Genomic DNA, 22,051 nt, shown 5'->3' with positions numbered 1-22,051 from the left:
ATAGATACCTAACTTAGGTATGCAAGTGGAGTTGGTGTCGTGCCCCCCGAGTCCGCCGAGTCCCCCGGGCAGCCCCCGTCGGAGGAGCCGCCCGCCGATCTGCTCGCCGTGCTGCCCCGGATCATCCAGTTCAGCGCCGCTGTCACCAAGGGGCGACTCGCCGAACGCGCCACCGAGGCGGCCGGTCTCCCCCTCGACCGCCCCGCCATGGGTGTGTTGCTGTCGCTCCGCACGGCTGACGGGCCGCTGCGGATCGGCGAGATCGCGGACCGCATGCAGGTCGTGGGCCCGCATGTCACCCGCCAGGTCCAGGCCCTGGAGAAACGCGGTCTCGTACGACGTGTCGCCGACCCGCACGACCGCCGAGCGAGCCTCATCGAGCCGACCGAGGCGGGTGCGGAGGGGGCCAACCGGTACGTGGCCTCACTGCTGGGCTGGTTCACCGAAGCACTCACCGACTGGCCGCCGCAGGACCGGGACGACCTCGCCCGACTCCTCGCCCGTCTCGTCGACGACGTAACGGCCCGGCTGGCGCGGTTCGACGAGTACGGCGAAGGCTGAACGCACCCGCGTACCCGTGTTCGCGTTCAGCCGGGCCAGGAGATGGCGTCGTGGCCACAGCGATCGGTGCGCGTCAGGCAGTTGCGCCACGGGCTGTTCCGCCCGGGTGGGGTTGCTCTGCCCATCGGACCGCGTGGGGTACCGCGAGCCCGACGACGAGGAAGAGGCCGCCCATAAGCAGCCAGCCGGGGGTGCCCGCGTCGAGGCAGGCCCAGGCCAGCAGGGAGGGTGCGGCGACGCTTGTCAGTCCGCTGCCGAAGCGGAAGACACCCGAGTACTGGCCCTGGGCGTGCGCGGGGCCAGGTTGTAGCGCAGCTCGAACGAGCCTGCCGCGTGCAGGAGTTCACCGAGGGTGTGGGCACCCACTCCGAGGAGGATCAGCAGGACCGCGCTCCATGCGGGCAGGCCGGAGGCGAGACCGATCAGGGACAGCCCGGCCAGGAAGGCCCAGCCCGCGCGGCGCCAAGCGCGTGCCGCGGAAGCGTTGCTGTCGATGCCGCGGCTTGCCCTGACCTGCAGGACGACCACCATGATGGTGTTGAGCAGGACACTGGTTCCGACGAACCAGCGGGGCGCGTCGGTGTGGCCGACGATCCACAGGGGCAGGGCGAAGACCAGGACGGAGCCGTGCATCGACATGATGCCGTCCAGTGCGGTGATCACCATGTAGCGGTAGTCCTTCAACGCCGACCAGCGTCCGGCACCGGGAGGGGTCGGGACAGGAGGCAGGGCAGGAAGGCGGCCCACGACGACAGCCGTTGCCACGAAGCTCAGGGCGTTGCCCAGGACCAGGCACAGATACGCGGCATGCGTATCCAACTGCACGACCAGCGCGGCCAGCAGGGCGCCGATGCTGGAGGCCAGGTTCACGACGGACCGCAGATAGGCCCGGAACCTGGCGGGTTGCTCGCCCGCAAGACCCCGCACGATGGGGCTGCGGGCCGCCTGGCTGGCCGAACCGGCGAGTTCGGTCAGGCAGATCACTGCCGTGAACAGCCAGAAGGTGTGGACGAGAACCAGCATCGCCATGGCGATGGCCTGCGCGGTCAGGGTCAGCATGTAGATCTCACGCGGTCCGCGCCTGTCGGCGATCCGGCCGACCGGGACCCCGGACAGCAGTCCCACCAGGGCGCCCAGGCCCATGCCTAGGCCGACTTGAGACACCGGCAGCCCGACGGAGCGGGTGAAGAACACTGCGGCACTGAGCGTGAACACACCGCTGCCGAGCATGTTGATGAAGCTGGCGGTCGCCAGCGTGCGCCTCGGGCCACGCTCTAGCAGGATGCCGTGCGCGACAAGTCGGCTTTCCCCACCTCCTGGGCCTCCTGGGCCTTCGGTGGATGGTTCATCGGGCACTCGATTCGCTGCACCTGCCGTCAACACTCCCCCAACGTCCGATCGCCGTCTCCGGCAACAAGTGGGGCAGTGCGCTCGAAGCGCTGAACGGCACTTCGCCAAAACCTTCCGCGGGCCGAAACCACCACCGACGAGGGAGTATGAAGAGGCGAGGACAGCTAAGGAAAGGCGTCACGCACCGGGGAAGAGTCACACGAAAATCAGGAACAACCCCCGTGCCAAACGGCGTTCAAGTAAATGAGGAAGTCGTTGGAAAACAGGGCTCAACCAATGCAATCTGCTTCTCGGCTTCTCCGTGCCGGCCTGGGTGGTCGGGTGGACCGACCGACCTCACAGACGACGGGGCGACCGCGAACCTTCTTTGGAAACGATCAGTAGCTGGAGGGCCGGTTCGCCTCGCGCAGGACGCGGTACTGGTCGAACGCCTCGCGGGCGTCCGGGACGAAACTCCGGTGGCTGACGAGAGCGACGCGGTGCAGCCATCCCTGTCGAATCGCCTCGGCCCGGTCGACGACTGCCGGCACCCGGCCCTGTTTCATCGACCCGCTCAACCGGTCCACCCATAGGGCCCACGATCGCAGGGCTACCTCACCGCAGGTCGCGGGGCGGGAAGGAGGAAAGAGAGCGATCGGGCCGTCGTTGGCGGCCCGCTCAACCACTGGAGCAGGAGGGGGGCGGCCTCCGGAGGTGGGGGCCGCCCCGGCGTCCGGTCAGCGGGTGGCGAGGAGTTCGAGGGTGTCGATCACTCGGTTCGAGAAGCCCCACTCGTTGTCGTACCAGGCGACCACCTTGATGTGGCGGCCGTCGACGCGGGTGAGGGCCGAGTCGAAGATCGACGAGGCCGGATTGCCCGTGATGTCGGACGACACGAGCGCGTCGTCCGAGTACTCGAGCACGCCGGCCAGCGGCCCCTCCGCCGCCGCTCGGTACGCCGCCAGCACGTCGTCGCGCGTCACGTCGCGGGCAACGGTCGTGTTGAGTTCGACGATCGAGCCCACCGGAACCGGCACGCGGATCGAGTCGCCGGACAGCTTGCCGGCGAGGTTCGGCAGCACGAGGCCGATCGCCTTGGCGGCGCCCGTCGTGGTCGGCACGATATTGACGGCGGCGGCACGGGCACGGCGGGCATCGCGGTGCGGACCGTCCTGCAGGTTCTGCTCCTGCGTGTAGGCGTGCACCGTCGTCATGAAGCCGTGCTCGATGCCGGCGAGGTCGTCGAGCACCGAGGCCAGCGGCGCCAGCGCATTGGTCGTGCACGAGGCGTTCGAGACGATGGTGTGCGCGTCCGGGTCGTACGCATCCGTGTTGACCCCGAACGCGAGTGTGACGTCGGCGCCGTCCGACGGAGCACTGACGAGCACCTTCTTCGCGCCCGCGTGCAGGTGGCCCCGGGCGGCCTCGGCCGACGTGAAGCGGCCGGTCGCTTCGAGCACGATGTCCACGCCGAGCTCGGCCCACGGAAGCTGTGCCGGCTCGCGCTCGGCGAGCACCGTGATGCGACGGCCGTCAACGACGAGGACGTTCCCGTCGACGGTCACCGGGCGGCCGAGCCGGCCGGACGTCGTGTCGTAGGCGAGCAACCGGGCGAGGGTGGCGGGCTCCGTGAGGTCGTTGACGGCGACGACTTCGAGGGTGCTGTCGCGTTCGAGCAGCGCGCGCAGCACATTGCGTCCGATGCGGCCGAATCCGTTGACGGCGATGCGAGTCATGAGTGGTGTCCCTTCGGTTCGCCACCAGCGTCGCGTGCCGCATCCGTCCGTGACAGCGGCGTGATCGCCATGGTTCAAAAGGATCGCGCCACGTGACGCCAGCCGGCTACGTGACGCGGGCTACTCGCCCTGCGCGAACGTGCGCCGGTACTCGCTCGGCGTGGTGCCGAGGATGTGCTGGAAGTGCAGCCGCAGATTGGCACCGGTGCCCAGACCGACATCGGTGGCGATCTGCTCGACGCTCCGCTCCGAACGTTCGAGCAGTTCACGGGCCAGATCGACGCGGGCGCGCATGACCCACTGCATCGGCGTGTACCCCGTGTCCTCGACGAAGCGTCGCGAGAACGTACGCGGCGACACCGCCGCATGCCGGGCCAGCACCTCAAGGGTGAGGGGCTCGCCCAGCCGATGCAGCGCCCACTCGCGGGTGGCGGCGAACCGCTCCCCCAGCGGCTGGGGCACGCTGCGCGGCACGTACTGCGCCTGACCGCCGCTGCGGTAGGGGGCCGCGACCAGGCGCCGGGCCGCGTGGTTCGACGCCGCCACTCCGAGGTCGCCGCGCAGGATGTGCAGGCACAGATCGATGCCCGAGGCGGCACCGGCCGACGTCAGCACGCTGCCCTCGTCGACGAACAGAACGTTCTCGTCGACCTGAACGAGCGGATGCTTCGCCGCCAGCGCCCGCGCGTAATGCCAGTGCGTCGTGGCGCGCCTGCCGTCGAGCAGGCCCGTGGCGGCGAGCGCGAAGGCACCCGTCGAGATCGCGGCGAGCCGCGCGCCCCCGTCGTGGGCGGCGATCAACGCGTCCACGACGGCATGCGGCGGGTCGTCACGGTCCGGGAACCGGTAGCCCGGGATGAAGACGATGTCGGCCCACGCGAGCGCGTCGAGGCCGTGGGCGACGTGGTACGACAGGCCGTCGCCGCCGGTCACGAGACCGGGTGCCGCACCGCACACCCGCACTTCGTACGGCATGCTCGCACGGGTCGTGAACACCTGTGCAGGAATGCCGACATCGAGCGGCTTCGCACCCTCCAGCACAAGGACGGTGACGCGATGCAAGCGGGAGACCACGGGAAACAGGGTACGTGGGAGCGCGGGAGCGCGGGAGCGCGGGAGCGTGAGAGCGCGGGAGCGTGAGAGCGCGGGAGCGTGAGAGCGCGGGAGCGCGGGAGCGCGGGAGCGTGAGAGCGTGAGAGCGTGAGAGCGTGAGAGCGATGAGAGCGTGAGAGCGTGAGAGCGTGAGAGCGTGAGAGCGTGAGAGCGTGAGAGCGTGAGAGCGTGAGAGCGCGGGAACGTGAGAGCACAGGAGTCCGGGGGTGCGGGAGTGTGGGTGCAGGGGGTGTGGGAGTGCAGGGGACCGTAGCGTCGCAGCGCCAGGCTCTGAGCGGTCAGCCCGCGGCGGGCGGTCGGGGCCATCGGCGTACTTGGGCGCACCTCAATTGATGCATCCGTACGAATACCGGATGCGAATGACGCGCCGAAACACTTCTTCGCGCCCCGGTACGGCCTACCCCCACACCTCGCACCCCTGCCAAAATGGACACGGCCCCGCCTCACCCGTGGCGGCTCCGCCTTCGAAGGAGGCTCCTCCATGACGTGTGGAAACTGCGGCGCGGCCGCCGGCCAGGGCCCTGACGGGTCCTGGATCTGTTCCAACCAGTGCGGCTGGTCCTCCCGCGTTGTCGCAGCAACCCCGGAGATCACGACCACCCGGTGCAGCGGCTGCGACGCAGAAGTCCACGGACTCGACGGACGGTACGCGTGCGGGCTCTGCGGGTGGTCCAACCACTGGGCCGAAGGGCACCGTCCTCTTCCCGGCACAGACCCTGCCGAGATCACGAACGTCCTGGGCTGAGCACGCGAGGAGCGGCCCGGGCGGAACCGTGGGCCCCGCCGCTCACGGGTGCGTGTGCGGGATGTCCGGCCCGGCCGACCACCCCCGTACCGCCCGACCTCGCGGATCAGGCACCGGCACGCGTCACGGGTCACGCGTCACGCGTCAGCTGGCAGGCTTCTGCGGAGGGGTCGGTTCGGTGCTGAGCAGCGCGGTGATCTCCTGGGTCAGTTCCGGGCCGAGTTCGCCCCAGCCGTCCTTGTAGCCGTAGACACTCGCCAGGGTACGGGCGTCGTAGTCGCCGTTCATGATCTCGATGTCGGTGGTCGTGATGAGTGCCGGGTGGGCGACACCGACAGCTCCCGAGACCTTCAGCAGCTCCTTGCGCAGGGTGCGCAGGTAGACAGCTGCCCGGGTGGCCTTCGAGGGTGCGTCGACGCCGCGCACCAGCCACGGGTTCTGAGTGGCGATGCCGGTGGGGCACTTGTCGGTGTGGCACTTCTGAGCCTGGATGCAGCCGATGGACAGCATGGCCTCGCGGGCGACGTTGATCATGTCGACACCAAGGGCGAAGGCCACGGCGGCGTTCTCGGGCAGGCCCAGCTTGCCGGATCCGATGAAGGTGAGGTCGTCGGTCAGACCCTGCTCGGCGAAGGTGCTGTAGACACGGGAGAAGCCCATCCGGAACGGCAGCGACACCGAGTCGGTGAAGATCAGGGGAGCCGCCCCGGTGCCGCCCTCGCCTCCGTCGATGGTCACGAAGTCGACCCCGCGGTCACCACGCGCCATCAGCATGGCCAGCTCTTCCCAGAAGCTCATCTCCCCCACGGCGCTCTTGATCCCGACCGGCAGACCGGTCTCGGTAGCGATCAGCTCCACGAAGTCGAGCATCGAGTCGACGTCGTGGAACGCGGTGTGCCGGGAGGGAGAGGCACAGTCCTCGCCGGCCGGGATGCCGCGGATCTCGGCGATCTCGGGGGTCACCTTCGCACCCGGCAGCATCCCGCCGAGCCCCGGCTTGGCGCCCTGGGAGAGCTTGATCTCTATCGCCTTGACCGGGGCGCCTGCGACCACGTCCTTGAGCTTGTCGAGGCTGAAGGTGCCGTCCTCGTTGCGGCAGCCGAAGTACGACGTCCCGATCTGGAGGACGAGGTCACCGCCGTTGCGGTGGTACGGCGAGAGGCCGCCCTCGCCCGTGTTCTGCATCGCGCCGGCCAGCGCCGCGCCCTTGTTGAGCGCCGTGATGGCCGCGCCGGACAGCGATCCGAAGCTCATCGCCGAGATGTTCACGACGCTCGCCGGCCGGAACGCCTTGGCGCGCCCGCGCGGTCCGCCCAGCACCTTGGCCGAGGGCAGCGGGGCCTGCGGGTCGTGCAGATCGGGCAGCGTGCCGGCGAACGTCCGCTGCTTCACGTACGCGTGCCCTTGCACGTGCTCGACGTCTACGTCGGTTCCGAACCCGAAGTAATTGTTCTCTTCCTTCGCCGACGCGTAGATCCAGGTGCGCTGGTCACGGCTGAACGGGCGCTCTTCCTCGTTGGACGTCACGACGTACTGGCGCAGTTCCGGCCCGATCGTCTCCAGCAGGTACCGGGCGTGGCCGATCACGGGGAAGTTTCTGAGCAGTGCGTGCTTCTTCTGGACGAGGTCCCGGGCAGCCACCAGCGCCAATGCTGTTGCGGCGGCCGCTCCGATGCTCCGAGCGCGCATGAACGTTCCTCTCCTCGGTTGCTCGATACCCGACTCCGTCGCTGTGCGGCGGACGTCGTGGGCGTCGGGCGACGGACACGGCCAGGCGGGCACCGGCGTCCGACGACAAAACGCCACATGATGTTAGAGGTCTCGCGGATGGGCGGACGGGGCAGGGTGCGTGAGTCCGGCCCACCGCCGAATCGTCGTCGAACGGCATGGCCGAGCGCGGCTTCACCGTGGGCGGTGTCCCAACTCGCCAACAGGGCGTAGAACGTGCATGACTGTCCCGGCAGCCCCGGCGGTCAACGCCGGGGCAGAGACCATGGCGGCGTGTACGGCTTCTTGCTGGCGTAGCCGGCCGACTCGATCGGCATCCTGATCCAGGACGCGACGACGAACGTCAGGAAGCCGCCGTGCGTCACGATGGTCTGGTGCGCGCAAGGGCGCTGCAAAATGTCGTCCATGGCCGCGTAGATACGGTGCGCGCAAGCCGCCTTGGTCTCTGCGCCCTCCACGCCCTCGTCGTGTTCCATCCGCCGACGACTCCCTCGACGTGGTGCGTCGCCTCCGGGTGGGTGACGACGTAAAGAGTGCGCATGAACGCGTACCTCCTGTGGGCTGTGTCCTGCCGGACTGCAGCCCGCAACCACTGCAGTCCGTAGCTGGTGCCGGTTTCGATGATGATGGTGCGGTTGAAGGTGAACCGGTCGTCACGCCTCCCCAGGCCGCTGTCGGTTCGTTCGGGACCCGGTGGGGTTCCCGTTGCCGAGGGGCCAGGCCTCGATGTCGCGGTAGTGGATCGGTCCCCGGCTGCGGCCGACGTTGCTCCCGACCAGGTGCAGACGTTCGGCGGGCCACTGACATCCGGCGAATCCGGCGATCCCCTCGGCGATTTCTCCTGCCGAGGACCGATCCCCTCGGCGGGCACGGGCCAACGTCAGATGGGGGCGCAGGGGGCGGTCCTCGAAGGAGACACCGCAGTTCTTGACGGCGGCACGCACATCGGCCGCGAGCATGCGCAGCCCATCGAGGTCTCCGTCGATTCCGCTCCACAGCACCCGGTCGTCGAAGTTCCCGCTGCCGCGCAGTGCCAGACGGATCGGCCGGTGGTTCGCCGCGAGGTCGGCGAGGGGCGGGCGCAGGAGCGGAACTGTCCCGACCGGGAGCTCCCCGAGGAACGCCAGGGTGATGTGCCAGTCCTCGATGCGGTTCCATCGCATGCGAGGGTACGTGTCATAGGCGGGGCGCAGTTCCCGGGCGAGTTCTTCCTTCGCGTGGTCGGGCGGGGCGAGCGCGATGAACACGCGCACAGTCGCGGGCTGGGTCTGATCGTTCACACCGGACTTCGTACCGCACCCGGTAGTGGATGCAACGACCCGGGTACGGCAGAAGGGGCGCTCGCGGTCGCGAACGCTGAAGAAGTCACTTCTGAGGGTGGCGGAAAGCTGAAGCAGGAGACGACGGGCTGGTGGGGCACCCGGACCTGGCAGCGCCGCCGGCGAAGACACCCCGGCCGGTGGATCGGCTTTGGGTGTCCTGCCGCGGGGAGCACGACCCCGAGGTCGCCGAGGTGTTCGCCTGGGCTGACGGCCCCGTTCCAGGTGCGCGGCTCGGCCCTATTAGAGTCCGATCGCGGACAGCTGATCAGTGAGGCCTCCTCGCACCGGCCGCGGCGCCCAGGCGTCGCATCGCACGGCAGCGCGCAGCCTCACGCTCGACACGGAAGGCACTGCACCATGGAGGGCAGCAACGCTGTCGTACTCGACGACCCGGTGGGCGCGTCACTCCGGGGCCACCACGCGCACCTCGCCCGCGGATACGGCCGGGCCGTCACCTACCTGCCGGAAGTCTCGACCTTCTGCGCAGTGCCCGCCCGACCGGGGCCGGCGGAGTGGGCCGACCTCACGCAACTGCTGGGGCCAGGTGGGTTCGCGGACATGTTCGACTGCCCGTCGATCCCCCCGTCGCACTGGGAACCCGTCTTCGTCCTCGAAGGGCGTCAGATGATCCGGCCGGGCGCCGGCTCGCCCGTCCCTTCCCCGGCCGAGGCCGGAACTGACGTGGTCGAACTGGGCCCGAACGATGTGCCCGAGATGCTCGACCTGGCCGGACGAACCCAGCCAGGACCGTTCTGGGCGCGTACCCCCGAACTCGGCACCTACCTCGGCATCCGCGACAACGGCACGCTGGTGGCGATGGCCGGGGAGCGACTACGACCGCCGGGATGGACCGAGATCAGCGCGGTCTGCACCGCCCCCGAAGCCCGCGGGCGAGGCTGTGCCGCCCGCCTGGTCGGCGCGCTCGCCGCGCGCATCGTGGCCCGGCACGAGCGTCCCTTCCTGCACGTGGCCGACAGCAACACCGCCGCCGTCGCGCTCTACGAACGTCTGGGCTTCGAGACCCGCAAGCCGGTGACGTTCCGCGGGTTCCGCACCCCGGCCGACTCGTAGCGCCCGTGCTGCGGCGGGCAGCAGGTGTTCAGGCCCAGTGAGCGAGGCCGGGGTGAGCACGTATGCAGCAGCTCACCGAGCGGTGAACTGCTGTTGCTCGTACGGTCGGGCGTGGGCGCCCTGACAGGACGGTGCTTCCGGGTCGGCCCTGCGGCCACTTTCGCACGTTCCGCAGGGCCGATCCGTCCGCGCCGCCCTCGACCGGCAGATCGACAGCGTCAGCGCCGCCCTGCCCGCGACCGAGGACCCCGAGCTGCGCGCCGCACTGTTCGTCACGGCCTTGCTGGGCATCACCATCGGCCACCAGTTCCTCGGCCTGGCCGCTCTTCGCGACGTCCCGGCAGACCGCATCGCCGCCCTGCTGCGCCCGGCGTTCAAGGCCCTGGCAGGGCCTCCGGACTGAAAACGGCGGCGGCGCCGATGCCCGGTGCGCTCACACGATCCCGAGTTCGATGTCGCGGCCGAGGCGGCGGCATACCCGAGACGGACGTGGCCGACTTCGTCCGTGCGGCCGTGGCCACGGGGGGCGACTCGGCTGCATTCGGCCTGGCCGGCGCTGTGCACGTCGCGGCGTCATGAGTGATCGCTCGGGCTCTCCGCGGCCGGTGGCCGCTTCATGGCGGTGAGGGACGGGGGGTTGCTTCTGGGCGGCCGGGACCAGGCCCGGGGCGGTCCTGAACGAGATCGCCTCCAGCAGCGGCTTGCGCTTGGTGTTGTGGAAGGCTGCGAGGCGCCGTTCCCCGTCCGCCTCGCGCACCAGCGTGTAGGTCTGGATCTTGGTGAGCTTCTGCGGCCGGCTGCCCTTGCAGGTGTCGCCGCGGCCTGTGACCACGGCCGCGTCCGGCCCGTGGAAGCGGATGTCCAGGACCTCGTCGGAGAGCCGGGGCCCCTTCAGGTGCTTCTCGAACGGCGTGCGGTGGCTCTCCACGATGTCGGCGCGCCCTTGGTAGTAGGTGCCGACGAAGGTGATGTACGTGGCGTCGACGGTGAACCGGGCGCCGTGGGCCTGCGCGTCATGGCGTTGCCACGCGTCGATCACCGCGCTGCGCGACGCGGGTCCGGTCAGCGCCCACCGCGTCGGCCGTTCCGTCCTCTACGCCCGCACGGCGGCCACCGAAACCCTTCTCGAAGCCACCTCCGCCTGAAACGATCCGAGGCCCTTCCCCCGCCGGGGGAAGGGCCTCGTGAGCGAGCGCTGGGCAGGCCTTGCACCTGCATTTCCCCGCAGGAAGCGGGGCGTCTTTCCTTGGACGACCAACGCGAGGTCATCCGCCGTGTGTTGCGGCGAACTCTCAAGATCAACTATACCGCATGGGGCCGGGCCGCGGCGACGGCATCAGCAGCAGCAGAAGCAGAAGCAGAAGCAGCGACAACGGAGTCGGTAGCGAAAGCAGCGTCGGAATCCGTCATCCGCCGCAGCGGCCCCCGCGACCGGTCACCGCCGCGCGAAGCCGATGTAGGCATAGGCGAAGCCCTCGTCCGCGCGTGGCGCCCGGGTCCAGGAGGTGGTGGTGAAGGTGTGGAGCCTGCCCCGGGTCAGCGCGAAGCGCGGGAGCGAGAGCCCGAGCTCTGTATGCAGGGCCTCCAGCACGCGCAGTTCGCGGTCCAGCTCGGTGTCTTCCGGGCGGAACAGCCGTACGGGGTCCAGGGCCCCGGGTATCGCGCCGGAGCGCTGGATCTCCGTACCCCGCACGGTGAACGCGTAGATCTCTTCGCCCCGTTCGGCCACCGACAGGTGGAACGCGGTCGGGTGGTCACCCGGGGACGTGCGCCTCGGGTCGCGCCACACCACCACCGCACGGCCGGACGAGGAGGCGGCCGGGGCGGGCGACAGGAACAGCTGGTTCAGGTGGCAGGAGTGACCTCCGAAGGCGAAGGCCCACGCTTCCGCGGTGCGGCCGACGGCGACCACGGCCCGGTCCTCCCAGAGTTCCACCCCCTCCCGCTCATGGGGCCTGGGTGCCCGCCAGGACGCCTTGCCCGGATCCGTGGGCGCGCTCAGTCCGGCGCCTTCCTCACCGATCAGGCCGGGCAGGCGGGACGGGTCGATTCCCTCGGCCCAGACACAGCGGTATCCGTCGAGCGGCCACCGGTTCGCCGCAGGCTCCGTCAGCCAGGCGAGCCCCGGCGGGTCGAGATCGGGCACCGGCGCGGGAGCGGGGCCCGTCTCCCCGGCTCGCGGGGTCGCGAGGATCTCCCGCCCACGCTCCGGGGTGATCAGCGGGCCCAGGACGGGATCGGCGAGCAGGCCGATCGGGGCGATCAGCAAGGGGCCGGGCGCCTCCCACAGCGGGAGCGCGTCCCGCAGCACCCGCCATGCGGCGTCGGTCGCCCCCCAGCGGGCCGACTCCCGGGCCTCGGCGACGGCCCGTCCCCATGCGCCGGGAGGCGCGTAGCAGTATGTGCCGTCCCGCATCGTGCTCAGTACGGTTTCGGCGGTCTTCCGGGCGGCCCCGCGGGCGGCCATCATCCCGAGCCAGTGGTCGTCCCCGCCCAGCCGCCATTCGCCGCGGGCCGGTGCCATGGCCTCCACGGGCAGAATCTCGGGCAGGTAGCGCGGGTCGGCCACCAGATTGCCGTAACCCTGGGAGCTGTGCGGAGCGAGCAGATGCCGGATCTGGGCCAGCAGGGCGGCGCTCCGTGGCCGTCCGAAGGACAGCGCTTCCTCCAGCAGGGGCAGGGCCTCCTCGTAACGTCCGCGCAGGGCCAGCAGATGGGCTGCTTCCACGTGGGCGTCCTGGGCGCGCGTGGTCGCGTTCTCGAAGTCGGGTCTCTCCACCCGGACGGAGTGGAAGCCGCGGTACATGGCCTCCATGTACGCGCGGAACGACGGATATCGGTCCGGCAGCTCACCGCCCCAGCCCTTGTAGACGTAGAGCGCCCATTCGCCGTCCTGGTCGCTGTCGCCCGGGTCGAGCAGGGCGTACGACATGTCGGAGTCCGTCTCCAGCTGTAGCGCCCGCTGCCACATGCCGGCCAGCAGGACGTCCTCCTCGCGCGGGTTGTCGCCCAGGTTCTCCTCGTACATCGGGGTCATGTCGTACGGATCCTGGAACCAGTCGATGTCCGCGGCGCCGCCGAGCTGATAGATCCCGGCCATCTGGTCCACGTGCCACCCGTCGCTCACGGACAGGAACTCCCGGTACGAGGGCGGCAGCCGCCGCCCCAGCCGCTCCTCGGCCGCGGCGATCGCCACCTCGTCCGCCCCGGGCCTGCCCAGACGGGCGACGGCCTGCCCGCCACCCTCGCTCTCGTACTCAGCCTCGTCCGCTTCCTCGTCCTCGCGCGGAACCCACTCCTCCTGCCAACGCCCCAAAAACTCGTGCCAGTTGAAAGAATCACCGTTCATGTCCGGATGATGTCATCCGGCACTGACAACGCTGTCGGCCCTGTTCGCACACGGCTACTGCCGAGTGACACCGCAGCCGTCCACGACGACTCACTGCGACCGCCGCTTCGCACCGGGCCTCAATCCCCTTGAGCCGGGTTTCGGTCTCTCCTAGGTTGGCCCATGTGACGATCGAGGTGCCCTACCAGCCGCTTCCGGTTCACCAGTCGGACGTTCGTTACGTCCATGGCCCCGACTCTGTTGCACAACCCGGAGTGCCCGCGGGTGAGACGATCGAGTTCGACTGGAACGACAGCGTGACCTACCCGGGGACGTCCCGGAAGTTCTGGATCCACGTGCCCGCGCGTTATACCCCTTCCGAGCCGGCGTCGCTCGTGGTGTTCCAGGACGGATGGTGGTACCTCGATCCCGATGGGGAAGTCCGCGGCGCGATCGTCCTGGACAACCTCGTCCAGCGAGGTGAAATCCCGGTCACCATCGGGGTGTTCGTCGACCCCGGCATCGTCCCCGGCGCCGAGAACCCGAAGAACCGCAATATCGAGTACGACGCATACGACGACCGGTACGTCGGTTTCCTCCTCGGCGAGATCATTCCCGAGGTCACGAAGCGCTACTCGATCGCCGAGAACCCGGGTCAGTGGGCCGTCTGCGGTGGCAGCAGCGGTGGCAACTGCGCCTTCACCGCGGCATGGTTGCGCCCCGACAGGTTCAGCCGGGTCATCGCCTTCCTGTCCAGCTTCACACAGATGCCGGCCGGGAATCCGTACCCCGAACTCATTCCCCGCGTTCCCCGCAAGCCGCTTCGAATTTTCCTCCAGGCGGGCCATCGTGACCTGCGCTGGAACGAGCGCGAGAGGAATTGGCTCGCCGGCAATTTGCACGTCGCAGCCGCGCTCGCGGAAGCCGGTTACGACTTTCGGCTGGTCCTGGGCGACGGCGGTCACAGCCCCAACCACGGTGGCGTCCTGCTCCCCGATGCCCTTCGCTGGCTGTGGCGGTCCGACGAGCGCTGAATGCCGTCCAGGTGTGGATCAACAACACAGGTGTGGATCCACGGCCCTTGGCACCGCCGGGCTCGGTCGCGGTCTGCGGACGTACGCGCCGAGGCGCCCCGAACCACTGGATCGCGGACAGGGGTGAATCCTTTCGCGCCCGCCGCGCCTCTCATATGTGTGCGGACGACCGCGTCCGCCCTGCACCCCACCGGGAGGACCCCATGACCGCCGTCGTCATCGCCGCCGCCGCGGCCGCCGCGCTGCTGCTGTGCGCGTGCACTGTCACGCTGCTGCGCCGCCGGAGGCGTCAGCGTGGCTGACCACACCTGGCCCGGCGCGACCCTGGTCGGCGCGGCGCAACGCGGCGACGTCGAGGCGCTCACCGCGTTGGTGTACGGCTCCTACCCGCACGTACACCGGTTCGCGCACACGCTGTGCGCCACGCCGCAGGACGCCGAGGATGCCGCCCAGGAAGCACTGATCATCCTCTACCGCAAGATCGGCATGCTGCGCGCCTCCGGGGCGCTGGCATCGTGGATGTTCCGGATCGTCCGCAACGAGTGCCTGCGGCGCACCCGCGCCCTGCTCCGTCGCGGACCGGCCGACGAACCCGGCGGGCTCGGAGCGTCGGGCCGGTTCGACGCGTTCGATTCATACGGCGCGTTCGACGCGTTCGGCGGCACCGCCCGATCCGCCGAGGAGGACGTCCTGCTGCGCCTGGAGGCCGAACGCGTCGCGGCTGCCGTCGCCGCCCTGCCCGAGGACCAGCGGCAGGTGCTGGTCATGCGGGACGTCCAGGGCCTGCCCGGCCGCACCGTCGCCGACCGGCTCGGGCTGAGCACCGCCGCGATGAAGTCCCGCCTGCACCGGGCCCGTTCGGCGGTGCGCGAGGCGCTGCGGGACGATCCGGCGGCCGGGACGAGAGGAACCCACGATGACAACTGACCCGAACACGACTACACGCACCGCCACGCCCGGTTCCGAACCCGCCTCCACGCCTGGTTCCGAACCTGGTGCCGGATCTGGTTCCGAACCTGGTGCCGGATCTGGTTCCGAACCTGGTGCCGGATCTGGTTCCATGACCGGCTCCCTGCCCGGTTCCGGACCTGATTCCGGACCTGGCACCGCCGGCGCACGCGGTGCGTCGGCGCGTGGTGGATTCGCCAGCGACACCGTTCCGCGCCATCTGGCCCGCGGCGCCGTCGGATTCGGCGCGCTCGCCGGGTCCCTGGCCCTGTTGCCGGTCGTCGGGCCGGCGAGCCTTCTGCTCGCCCCGGTCGGCCTGGTCGCGTTGCGCGGCTGCCCGATGTGCTGGGTGATCGGCCTCGTGGAGACCGTCTCGGCCGGGCGGCTGCGTCGGACCTGCACGGAGGGGAGGTGCGAGCTGAACCGTGCCGGCCCTTACGGGCCGACCCACGAATGATCTTGCGGCGTGCCGGCCTGGGGGTTCGGCCGGCTGGTGGTTCAGCAGTCTCAGGTCGGCCGGTTACTCGTACCGGTACTTCAGCGAGTCCGCCTCCACCTGCTCGATGTCGGCGATCGTCAGTTCCGGCATCCGCAGCTGGGCCAGCGTCACCTCGGCCGAGGTCGGCTGGGCGTCCGTCGGCAGCCACTGCTCCGGCTTCCAGGCCCCGCTGCGCAGCAGCGACTTGGGGCAGTGCGGGTAGACCTCCTCGATCCCCAGCACCAGCGCACTGGCCGGCGGCTTTCCCACGGCGGTCAGCTGCGACAGCAGCTCCGGGCGGGTGGAGACGACAGCCCGGCCGTTCACCCGCAGGGTGGTGGTCCGCCCGGGGATGACGAACAGCAGCCCGGCCCGCCCGGTGGCGATGACGTTCTGCAGGGTGTCCAGCCGCTTGTTGCCGGTCGCGTCCGGTATCGCCACCGTCCGCGCGTCCAGGACGGCTACGAACCCGGCGGGGCCGCCGCGCGGCGAGACGTCGCAGTTGCCCTCTGCGTCCGCGCTGGCGACCAGGACCAGCGACGAGCAGCCGATCAACCGCCGGGTCTGCTCGGTGAGTTCGGTCATCTGCTTGCGCACGGCCGCGGCGCTGGGGAGTCCGTAGGCCCGGCGCAGCGCCTCCTGGTCGGGTACGGCGTCGAGGCGGAGCGAGTCGAAGGCGCTGTCGGCACGGGGTGTCGTCATGCCTCCGACCCTAACGAGCCGGCCTGCGATCGGTCTCGGCCGGTGAGGGCGGGGGCGAGTCCGTCGTAGATCTCGCTTCGCGTTGGGTGGCGCGTTGTGGGTCCGGGCGTCACGGGCGGTGTGAGGGCGGATTCCGGCGGGAGGCGGGGCCGGGCCGGGCCAGGCCGGGCCGGAGTACGAACTGGTCTTCACCGACCGGCTCCTGGTGACACTGGTCCCTCTGTGGACCGGGCTCACCATGAGGCGTTGGGCGTGCTCCGCGAGGTGGGGTCCACTCTTGGCTCGGTCGACGGCGCGGTCCGGCCGGGTTCACTTGCTGGAGATGCTCCACGTACTGTCGCCGGCCTCGGTGGCGTTGTCGAGGGCGGTCCACGCGGCGCTGTTGAGCTTGAGGGCGTCGAGGAGGTAGGCGGAGACCGCGTCGGCGACGAGGGCGACGCGGGCGGGGTCCTCGTCGGTGGTCTCGGCGACCATCTCGCCGGCGATGCCACCCAGGGTGTGCTCGCCCTCGGCGATGGTGAGCAGGCTCTTCGGGGACGGGCTGAGGCGGTAGGCGTCGGTGAACCACTCCGGCCCGCGCGTGGAGAGCTGGGACCGGTCCTTGCCGCCCGCGACGACCAGGGCCGGGGTGGTCATGGTGGAGTAGTCCGGCCTCATGAACGGAAGGTGCTCGGCGGCGAACGGGGTGAGGGTGTCGCCGGTTCCGGTCGCGGCGATCAGCGCGCCGGCCGCGACCGCAGAGTGGGAGAAGTCTTCTCCGGGTATGCCGTCGGCGTCGAGCACGCGTGCGCCGAGGAGCGCGCCGACGGTCTGGGCGCCCCAGGAGTGGCCGACGATCGCGGTGCGTCCACGGTCGACGCGGGTCTCCAGGCCGCCGGCCTGGAGGAGGATGTCGTCGAGGCCGTCGAGGACCGCGTGGAGGTCGGCGATCCGGACGCGCCAGACGGTGGCGAAGCGCGGGTCGTCCCACCCGAGGCCGTTGCGGCGGGAGTCCAGGTGGGTGGGCTGCACGACGACGAACCCGGCTGCGGCCCACCGGTCGACGAGAGGTTCGTATCCGTCCAGGGACCATGCGTTGCCGTGGGAGAAAACGATGACGGGGAGGTTCTGGCCCGACAGCGGGGCGGTGACCTTCACCTGTAGGTCGATGCCGCGGTCGGGCGCGGGAACGGCGATGGGCTTGACCGCGACGATCCGCTGGTCGAGGTAGCTGGAAGACATGGGGGACCTGCCTTTTCTCCACGGGAGCGCTCTGCCGTATTTTGGCGGAGCACCGTTCCGCCACTTTAGCGGAACATTGTTCCGCGAACCAGGAGGGCCTCGTGCCGGAGACGGTCGGAGTACGCCAAGCACAGGCGCAACGCACCCGCGGCGGCGTGCTGGCGGCCGCAGCGGCGGTCTTCGTGGATCAGGGCGTCCAAGCCCCCATCCGCGACATCGCCGAACGCGCCGGCGTAGGCGTCGGCACGATCTATCGGCACTTCCCGACCCGGGCGGACCTCGTCACCGCCGTCTACCGGCACCAGATCGACACCTGCGCCGCACTCGCGCCCCGGCTCCTGGAGGATTCAGCCTCCCCGTTCACCGCGCTGACCCGCTGGGTGGACGCGTTCGTGGAGTTCTTGGTGACCAAGCACGGCCTCGGCGCCGCGCTGGGGTCGGGTGACGCGGGGCTGGAGAACCTCCACAGCCTCATGCTCGACACACTGGTCCCGGCCTGCGCGACGTTGCTCGACGCCTGCGCCGCCGCCGACGAACTCAGCCCCGGCATCACCGCCTACACGCTCATGCGCGCCGTCGGAAACCTCTGCATCACGGGCCCCGACTACGAACAGGCCGACGCCAAGCACATGGTCGCCATCCTCCTCGCCGGATGTCGTCGCAAGGCATAGCGGCAGGACCCGGCCCCACGGCCCGTACTCGACAGGCACGTCCCGCCGCGGAACACCGGTCCGGGCCCGGACTCGAATTCCGCAGTCACACGCTGTCGGGCGGGATGGGTGTGGCCTGGTGGTAGTACATCTGCCACGTCGCGGCCGCACCCTGCTTTCGCCAGAGCGAACTCCGCCGTGCCCGCTCTCCGTCCAACGTGGTCTCGTAGGTGAGGTGCACCAGTCCGGGTGCCAGCAGGACACCGGTGAAGTTCGAGGGCTCATAGCGCGGACTGCCTTCTGCCGCACCGTCCAGCTCGGGCAGCGCGGCAAGCATCTCGTCATACGTCCACCGCCGCCCCGAAGCGCCGACCTCTACGAAGTCCGGGTCCATCAGCTGTCCGGCAAGCGAGCGTGACATGCGCACGCTGGGGTCCATAAGACGCAGCTCGCCTGCGATCGCTTCACGTACGTCTTCTGTCTCTCGGCTCATGCAGGCATCTTCGCCCGGGTGACCACGCCCGTCGCAACCGAGTTATCACGCGCGGAGCACGACTCGGCTTCCGAGTCATTCTTGTGGTCTCAGGGGCTTTCAGGGAGACATCGCAGCACGATCGGACTCGCTGCGGAGGACACAGAATTCATTGCCTTCAGGATCGGCGAGGACGGCCCAGCCCGCGCCATCGGGCTCCCTGCGATCAGTGACCAGGGTGGCGCCGAGAGCCAACAGCCGCTCGACCTCCTCCTCGCGCGAGGTCGTCGGGCGCAGGCACAAATGGATCCGGTTCTTGACTGTCTTCGGCTCCGGCACCTGGTTGAAGTACAGCAGCGGGCCCTCCGGAAGCGTCACCTGGGTCTCCCTGCTGCCCCGTCTGTCCTCCGGGTGCAGTGGGCAACCGGTCACCTCACTCCAGAACCGAGCCAGCTCATAGGCATCCGAACAGTCGATCGCCACGTTCTGCACTACCGAGACCATGCGGCTCAGCCTGCCTGAGCACCGCTCGGTCCGCCACCAAAACTGCGGCCGAACACCCCGAAGTGCTCTGCCGCCTCATGGGCAGGGGCCCGTGAGCCTCCGGCTCGGTCCCGGAGAGTGTGTGGGCAAAGGCAGTTGCCCCGGGTCGTCGAAGGTCGCCTCCTGGAAGGCCACCCCCTCGAACGAAACCGCGCCCTCGAAGCTTGCGTCCCGGAAGGTCGCCGCGTCGGACACGGCGTTGCCGTCGAAGGCCATCGAGTCGAACCAGGCATGGCATTCGAAGACCGCCGACGTGAACCGGGCGGAGCCGATGACGGGCTCCCCGCCGGTGTGGCTGTCGCGCAGGACGTCGAGCAAGGACTCCCAGAGACGATCTTCGAACGTGGTGCCGCGCAGGTCGAGGTCCGCACGCGGGCCCGGGTCGTCCAGATGTGCGCGGCGGTCGGCGCGGGTCAGGTGGGTGAGGCAGGCCGTGTGGCCGGGGACATGTGCGCCCCGGCAGCCGACCGGATCCTGCTCGCTGGAACCGTGACCGCAGTGCGGCCACGGCGGCGCGGTCGGGGACGGGTTGGGGCGTGGATGCGTCAGGGGGCCTTCCGGGGCGTTTGGTGTTGATCTCGGGATCGCCATTTCGACCCGCTCTTCCACGGCTCTGCCGCCGGCACGGGACCACACCCCTGTGCAGGATCCAACCGGCCCATGCACCATCGGCGGCTCCGCGTACGGCGTACGGATTCAGTCGGTGATGTACCAATTGTTCTTGAGGTACTCCAGGTGCAGCTGCCAAGTTCGGTCTCGGAGAAGGTGACGGAGGCTCTGACCATCAGTGGCCAGGACCCGTCCAGGGCGTGGTTCGTGGGTGCGGGCAGTCTCGCCGAGTGGCTCGTGACCTGGCTGGACCGCCGAGGCCGGTACGAAGAGGACGCCGTCGACGGAGTGTTCGGCAGGGCCCGATGGGCGGACGCCGCCTCACGAATGCAGTCGGACCGGGCAACCGGCTGACTGGCGCTCAGTTCCGCCCGCGGGCCGAGCGGCGTCGTAGTCGCCGCCCAGGATCACGCCGGCCATGCCAGTCATGTCGGCAGTCCCGCAGGATCGTCGGAGCCGATCGCGTTCCCAGGAAATCCCTGGCCGGCGCATACCGAGCCGTGAGCATCCAACTCTCCTGGACAGACGGACAGGTGAGGTCATCTCAATTGGTCAGTGCGCCTCGACGAGTGAGCGCCAGCTGCTGTTCGGTCCGGCGCAATGGCTTGACCGTGATGTGAGACTTGCAGCATGGATATGGGGCGTGAGTCGCGGTGGGAAAAAGACGCAATGACGGTGGAGATCGTTTTTGCTCTGGTGACTGCCGTCGTGCTGGCTGCAGCGGTCTTTGCCGTCGCTCTCGCTCTCGCACTGGCTTTTGGCGTCTCTGGTCCAGCGAGGAAGGGCGCGCTGGTCGGGGGTGCGCTGCTCGGAGTGGCGGCCGGAGTGTGGCGTCTGGTGCGGGTGCTGCGTCGGTTCGACGCGCAGCGCCGTAGAGGTCACTGACTGCGGGCCTCCTCCTCGGGGTCGGTAGCCTGCCGGCGTGCGGATTGTTCAGCGGCTGGTGCCGGATTGGTCGTAGGAGTTGTTCCGGCGTGTGGTGCCGGAGGCACCCTCGCGGCCTCGGGGTGGCGGTCGGCGTCGGCGTGGCGACCATGAGGTGCTGGCGGCGATCGTGTTCGTGGCAACCTCTGGGTGTACGTGGCAGCAGCTGCGCGCCGCGTCGTTCGGGCCGTCCGGGGCTACGGCGCACCGCCGGTCACCGAGTGGTCGAAGGCCAGGGTGTGGGCGAAGCTGCATCGCCTGCGCACATGGCCTGGCTTGCCGGCTGCCGCCGACTCCACCGCCCCTACGAACGCAAGGCCGAACACTTCCTGGCGTTCACCAGCATCGCCTTCATCCTCATCTGCTGCCGCCGACTCGCGAAAGAAGATGACTTCCTAGTGGAACCAGACCAGGACCGAGACGCGTATCTCCTTGGCTTCCCGCATGATCATGTACTCGATGATGACCGGTTCGCCGGGGACTTCGAGGGAGTACCGGACCTCGAAGTCGTCCATCGCGTCGCCGGGCGGTTTCCTGCCGAGGTTGATCGCGCCACCGGCCTCGATGGCCAGGGCCCGCAGGAAGTTCGCCGTCTTTCTGCGGAGGTCGACGGGCATGTCGAGCACGGTCTGTGCCGGGATCTCCTCCGTCCAGACGGTCCAGCTCACCGTGGCTCGTCCACGAGCAGGTCGTCGACGGAGACGAGAGCGCGACCGGCCGCGGCATTGGCCCGGCTCTGAACCGCGGCGGGGGCACGGTGCAGCATCGCCGTCTTCCACCAGCGGCGCATCACGCCCGGCACCTCGCCTTCCTCGGCGGCCAGGACCTCGGTGTAGAACCGGGCACGCTCGGCACCGGTCAACGCATCACCGATCGCGTTGATGGTGTGCGGGACAGCGGTGACCCGGGGGCCTGCGGGGTGCTCGGGTTGAGCCGTCACAGATCTCTCCTTCGTTCTGCTGACCCGAGTGTCCTACGCCGGAGCCCGGATCGGGAACCGGGCCGGTGAACTCGCCCTCGATGTTCCTCGACCCCCGTGGTCGGCTCGGTCAGGGGCGCGCGGTGAAGGCCGTGACGATTTGGTCGAGGAAGGCTGGCGCACAGGGGTAGGGATCGTGGCGTGGCGTGATCGCGTGAATGCCGCGGGTCGGGGGCGACGAGAGTCACTGTGGTGACGTCGGCCCGCAGCGCGCACGTCAGCACCCCGGGTATCCGCCGACCGGCCACCGATCGCCCCACCCGCTCCCCGCTTCCCTCTGCCATAAGTAGGACCCCCGGTCGGTCGCGAGAACTACGGCGCCTCTCTCCGCCCGACTTTCGGCAGGCCGCGCATTCACGCCCTGAGACCTACGGATCGGCCGCGGCGCGCGCCGAGCATGGAACGGAGCCGACCGCCCGCCCGGCCGGTCCCGGATTCTCGCCGACGGCCGCCTCACGGACGAGCTGCTCGCCCCGACGGCGGAGGGCGTCCTCGACCGTATGCGGCTTTTCGACGCCGGGAACCGTACGAGCTGAGCGGCGCGCGAGCCCGGGGCCC

At 69.7% G+C, this 22,051-nt stretch carries 25 protein-coding genes and 3 pseudogenes; 12 read left to right on the top strand and 16 right to left on the bottom strand.

The features are described from left to right. Positions 1–39: 39 nt before the first annotated feature. Positions 40–561 carry a MarR family winged helix-turn-helix transcriptional regulator gene (locus EES42_RS40185; protein ID WP_124723151.1) on the top strand — a complete coding sequence of 174 codons (522 nt, stop codon included), beginning with the start codon at positions 40–42 and terminating at the stop codon, positions 559–561. A 243-nt stretch (positions 562–804) separates the two neighbouring features. Here EES42_RS40185 and EES42_RS40180 read toward each other — a convergent pair whose 3' ends face one another. The 7 genes from EES42_RS40180 to thpR all read right to left on the bottom strand — a co-directional run bounded on the left by EES42_RS40180 (position 805) and on the right by thpR (position 8,492). Continuing rightward, the gene (locus EES42_RS40180; RefSeq protein ID WP_206433825.1) at positions 805–1,791 is read right to left on the bottom strand and encodes an MFS transporter; all 987 of its coding nucleotides are present in this window, start codon (positions 1,789–1,791) and stop codon (positions 805–807) included. A gap of 497 nt (positions 1,792–2,288) precedes the next feature. Beyond that, a complete protein-coding gene (locus EES42_RS45300; RefSeq protein ID WP_206433824.1) occupies positions 2,289–2,441 on the bottom strand; it encodes a hypothetical protein in 153 nt (50 codons plus the stop codon). Positions 2,442–2,627: 186 nt separating this feature from the next. Then, positions 2,628–3,626 carry a type I glyceraldehyde-3-phosphate dehydrogenase gene (gap, locus tag EES42_RS40175; RefSeq protein ID WP_124723150.1) on the bottom strand — a complete coding sequence of 333 codons (999 nt, stop codon included), beginning with the start codon at positions 3,624–3,626 and terminating at the stop codon, positions 2,628–2,630. Positions 3,627–3,746: 120 nt separating this feature from the next. Continuing rightward, positions 3,747–4,700, bottom strand: coding sequence for a GlxA family transcriptional regulator (locus EES42_RS40170; RefSeq protein WP_124723149.1), 954 nt, complete (start codon positions 4,698–4,700; stop codon positions 3,747–3,749). Positions 4,701–5,628: 928 nt separating this feature from the next. After that, positions 5,629–7,173, bottom strand: a complete 1,545-nt coding sequence (locus EES42_RS40160) for an FMN-binding glutamate synthase family protein (RefSeq protein WP_124723148.1) — start codon at positions 7,171–7,173, stop codon at positions 5,629–5,631. A 284-nt stretch (positions 7,174–7,457) separates the two neighbouring features. Further along, positions 7,458–7,688, bottom strand: a complete 231-nt coding sequence (locus tag EES42_RS40155) for a histidine phosphatase family protein (protein WP_241196893.1) — start codon at positions 7,686–7,688, stop codon at positions 7,458–7,460. Between the two features lie 177 nt (positions 7,689–7,865). Beyond that, complete coding sequence (gene thpR / locus EES42_RS40150; RefSeq protein ID WP_124723147.1) at positions 7,866–8,492, bottom strand: RNA 2',3'-cyclic phosphodiesterase; 627 nt, start codon at positions 8,490–8,492, stop codon at positions 7,866–7,868. A 399-nt stretch (positions 8,493–8,891) separates the two neighbouring features. On the opposite strand from thpR, the gene EES42_RS40145 reads away from it, so the two are divergent. Next, positions 8,892–9,605, top strand: a complete 714-nt coding sequence (locus tag EES42_RS40145; protein WP_124723146.1) for a GNAT family N-acetyltransferase — start codon at positions 8,892–8,894, stop codon at positions 9,603–9,605. Positions 9,606–9,753: 148 nt separating this feature from the next. Further along, positions 9,754–10,008 (top strand): TetR/AcrR family transcriptional regulator, encoded by a 255-nt coding sequence (locus tag EES42_RS45295; protein WP_164495520.1) that lies wholly within the window; start codon positions 9,754–9,756, stop codon positions 10,006–10,008. Positions 10,009–10,038: 30 nt separating this feature from the next. Here the strand turns inward: EES42_RS45295 and EES42_RS40140 are convergent, their stop codons facing one another. Next, positions 10,039–10,644: an SgcJ/EcaC family oxidoreductase gene (locus EES42_RS40140; RefSeq protein ID WP_241196892.1), complete on the bottom strand. Its 606-nt coding sequence runs from the start codon at positions 10,642–10,644 to the stop codon at positions 10,039–10,041. Here EES42_RS40140 and EES42_RS46950 point away from each other — a divergent pair. Continuing rightward, positions 10,640–10,750 (top strand): annotated as a pseudogene (locus EES42_RS46950) (transcriptional regulator); the annotation flags it as partial. The gene EES42_RS40140 and the pseudogene EES42_RS46950 sit on opposite strands and share 5 nt — an antisense overlap. A gap of 290 nt (positions 10,751–11,040) precedes the next feature. On the opposite strand, the gene EES42_RS40130 reads toward EES42_RS46950, so the two are convergent. Next, positions 11,041–12,954, bottom strand: coding sequence for an SMI1/KNR4 family protein (locus EES42_RS40130; RefSeq protein WP_124723144.1), 1,914 nt, complete (start codon positions 12,952–12,954; stop codon positions 11,041–11,043). Positions 12,955–13,118: 164 nt separating this feature from the next. Here EES42_RS40130 and EES42_RS40125 point away from each other — a divergent pair, with 164 nt between their 5' ends. The 3 genes from EES42_RS40125 to EES42_RS40115 all read left to right on the top strand — a co-directional run bounded on the left by EES42_RS40125 (position 13,119) and on the right by EES42_RS40115 (position 15,372). Continuing rightward, positions 13,119–13,967 carry an alpha/beta hydrolase gene (locus EES42_RS40125; protein ID WP_124723143.1) on the top strand — a complete coding sequence of 283 codons (849 nt, stop codon included), beginning with the start codon at positions 13,119–13,121 and terminating at the stop codon, positions 13,965–13,967. Between the two features lie 294 nt (positions 13,968–14,261). Next, entirely contained in the window at positions 14,262–14,894 is a 633-nt protein-coding gene (locus EES42_RS40120; RefSeq protein ID WP_124723142.1) for an RNA polymerase sigma factor, read from the top strand. A 133-nt stretch (positions 14,895–15,027) separates the two neighbouring features. Then, a complete protein-coding gene (locus EES42_RS40115; protein ID WP_241196891.1) occupies positions 15,028–15,372 on the top strand; it encodes a hypothetical protein in 345 nt (114 codons plus the stop codon). A gap of 63 nt (positions 15,373–15,435) precedes the next feature. Here the strand turns inward: EES42_RS40115 and EES42_RS40110 are convergent, their stop codons facing one another. Together EES42_RS40110 and EES42_RS40105 are read right to left on the bottom strand one after the other, a co-directional pair. After that, on the bottom strand, positions 15,436–16,095 hold the full coding sequence (locus tag EES42_RS40110) for an MSMEG_1061 family FMN-dependent PPOX-type flavoprotein (protein WP_124723141.1): 660 nt from the start codon (positions 16,093–16,095) through the stop codon (positions 15,436–15,438). Positions 16,096–16,404: 309 nt separating this feature from the next. After that, positions 16,405–17,316, bottom strand: a complete 912-nt coding sequence (locus EES42_RS40105; RefSeq protein ID WP_124723140.1) for an alpha/beta hydrolase family protein — start codon at positions 17,314–17,316, stop codon at positions 16,405–16,407. Between the two features lie 101 nt (positions 17,317–17,417). Here EES42_RS40105 and EES42_RS40100 point away from each other — a divergent pair, with 101 nt between their 5' ends. Further along, positions 17,418–17,987, top strand: a complete 570-nt coding sequence (locus tag EES42_RS40100; protein WP_124723139.1) for a TetR/AcrR family transcriptional regulator — start codon at positions 17,418–17,420, stop codon at positions 17,985–17,987. 85 nt (positions 17,988–18,072) lie between these two features. Here EES42_RS40100 and EES42_RS40095 read toward each other — a convergent pair whose 3' ends face one another. The 3 genes from EES42_RS40095 to EES42_RS40085 all read right to left on the bottom strand — a co-directional run bounded on the left by EES42_RS40095 (position 18,073) and on the right by EES42_RS40085 (position 19,572). Then, positions 18,073–18,459, bottom strand: a complete 387-nt coding sequence (locus EES42_RS40095; protein ID WP_124723138.1) for a nuclear transport factor 2 family protein — start codon at positions 18,457–18,459, stop codon at positions 18,073–18,075. A 99-nt stretch (positions 18,460–18,558) separates the two neighbouring features. Beyond that, entirely contained in the window at positions 18,559–18,942 is a 384-nt protein-coding gene (locus EES42_RS40090; RefSeq protein WP_124723137.1) for a VOC family protein, read from the bottom strand. 75 nt (positions 18,943–19,017) lie between these two features. Further along, on the bottom strand, positions 19,018–19,572 hold the full coding sequence (locus tag EES42_RS40085; RefSeq protein ID WP_124723136.1) for a pentapeptide repeat-containing protein: 555 nt from the start codon (positions 19,570–19,572) through the stop codon (positions 19,018–19,020). Between the two features lie 144 nt (positions 19,573–19,716). On the opposite strand from EES42_RS40085, the gene EES42_RS40080 reads away from it, so the two are divergent. The 3 genes and pseudogenes from EES42_RS40080 to EES42_RS40070 all read left to right on the top strand — a co-directional run. Then, positions 19,717–19,944, top strand: coding sequence for a hypothetical protein (locus tag EES42_RS40080; RefSeq protein ID WP_124723135.1), 228 nt, complete (start codon positions 19,717–19,719; stop codon positions 19,942–19,944). Positions 19,945–20,220: 276 nt separating this feature from the next. Next, the gene (locus tag EES42_RS40075) at positions 20,221–20,475 is read left to right on the top strand and encodes a DUF6332 family protein (protein ID WP_206433823.1); all 255 of its coding nucleotides are present in this window, start codon (positions 20,221–20,223) and stop codon (positions 20,473–20,475) included. A gap of 79 nt (positions 20,476–20,554) precedes the next feature. Next, positions 20,555–20,891 (top strand): annotated as a pseudogene (locus EES42_RS40070) (transposase); the annotation flags it as partial. Between the two features lie 18 nt (positions 20,892–20,909). Here EES42_RS40070 and EES42_RS40065 read toward each other — a convergent pair. Then, a complete protein-coding gene (locus EES42_RS40065) occupies positions 20,910–21,182 on the bottom strand; it encodes a hypothetical protein (protein WP_124723134.1) in 273 nt (90 codons plus the stop codon). Then, on the bottom strand, positions 21,179–21,454 hold the full coding sequence (locus tag EES42_RS40060) for a hypothetical protein (protein ID WP_124723133.1): 276 nt from the start codon (positions 21,452–21,454) through the stop codon (positions 21,179–21,181). Before EES42_RS40060 ends, EES42_RS40065 begins: the two co-directional genes overlap by 4 nt. A 476-nt stretch (positions 21,455–21,930) precedes the next feature. Between EES42_RS40060 and EES42_RS46945 the strand changes: the two are divergent. Beyond that, positions 21,931–22,029, top strand: a pseudogene (locus tag EES42_RS46945) (ABC transporter ATP-binding protein); the annotation flags it as partial. Between the last annotated feature and the right edge of the window lie 22 nt (positions 22,030–22,051).

This window comes from Streptomyces sp. ADI95-17 (genome assembly GCF_003846175.1).
Classification (GTDB): domain Bacteria; phylum Actinomycetota; class Actinomycetes; order Streptomycetales; family Streptomycetaceae; genus Streptomyces; species Streptomyces sanglieri.
This window is presented reverse-complemented; position numbering and strand designations above follow the sequence as displayed.

Excerpts from the sequence above, each read along its gene's own strand:
- EES42_RS40180 (WP_206433825.1), bottom strand. The coding sequence starts at position 1,791 with ATGCTCGGCAGCGGTGTGTTCACGCTCAGTGCCGCAGTGTTCTTCACC.
- gap (WP_124723150.1), bottom strand. The coding sequence starts at position 3,626 with ATGACTCGCATCGCCGTCAACGGATTCGGCCGCATCGGACGCAATGTG.
- EES42_RS40160 (WP_124723148.1), bottom strand. The coding sequence starts at position 7,173 with ATGCGCGCTCGGAGCATCGGAGCGGCCGCCGCAACAGCATTGGCGCTG.
- EES42_RS40155 (WP_241196893.1), bottom strand. The coding sequence starts at position 7,688 with ATGGAACACGACGAGGGCGTGGAGGGCGCAGAGACCAAGGCGGCTTGC.
- EES42_RS40145 (WP_124723146.1), top strand. The coding sequence starts at position 8,892 with ATGGAGGGCAGCAACGCTGTCGTACTCGACGACCCGGTGGGCGCGTCA.
- EES42_RS40130 (WP_124723144.1), bottom strand. The coding sequence starts at position 12,954 with ATGAACGGTGATTCTTTCAACTGGCACGAGTTTTTGGGGCGTTGGCAG.
- EES42_RS40115 (WP_241196891.1), top strand. The coding sequence starts at position 15,028 with ATGACCGGCTCCCTGCCCGGTTCCGGACCTGATTCCGGACCTGGCACC.
- EES42_RS40110 (WP_124723141.1), bottom strand. The coding sequence starts at position 16,095 with ATGACGACACCCCGTGCCGACAGCGCCTTCGACTCGCTCCGCCTCGAC.
- EES42_RS40105 (WP_124723140.1), bottom strand. The coding sequence starts at position 17,316 with ATGTCTTCCAGCTACCTCGACCAGCGGATCGTCGCGGTCAAGCCCATC.
- EES42_RS40095 (WP_124723138.1), bottom strand. The coding sequence starts at position 18,459 with ATGAGCCGAGAGACAGAAGACGTACGTGAAGCGATCGCAGGCGAGCTG.
- EES42_RS40090 (WP_124723137.1), bottom strand. The coding sequence starts at position 18,942 with ATGGTCTCGGTAGTGCAGAACGTGGCGATCGACTGTTCGGATGCCTAT.
- EES42_RS40085 (WP_124723136.1), bottom strand. The coding sequence starts at position 19,572 with ATGGCGATCCCGAGATCAACACCAAACGCCCCGGAAGGCCCCCTGACG.
- EES42_RS40075 (WP_206433823.1), top strand. The coding sequence starts at position 20,221 with ATGGATATGGGGCGTGAGTCGCGGTGGGAAAAAGACGCAATGACGGTG.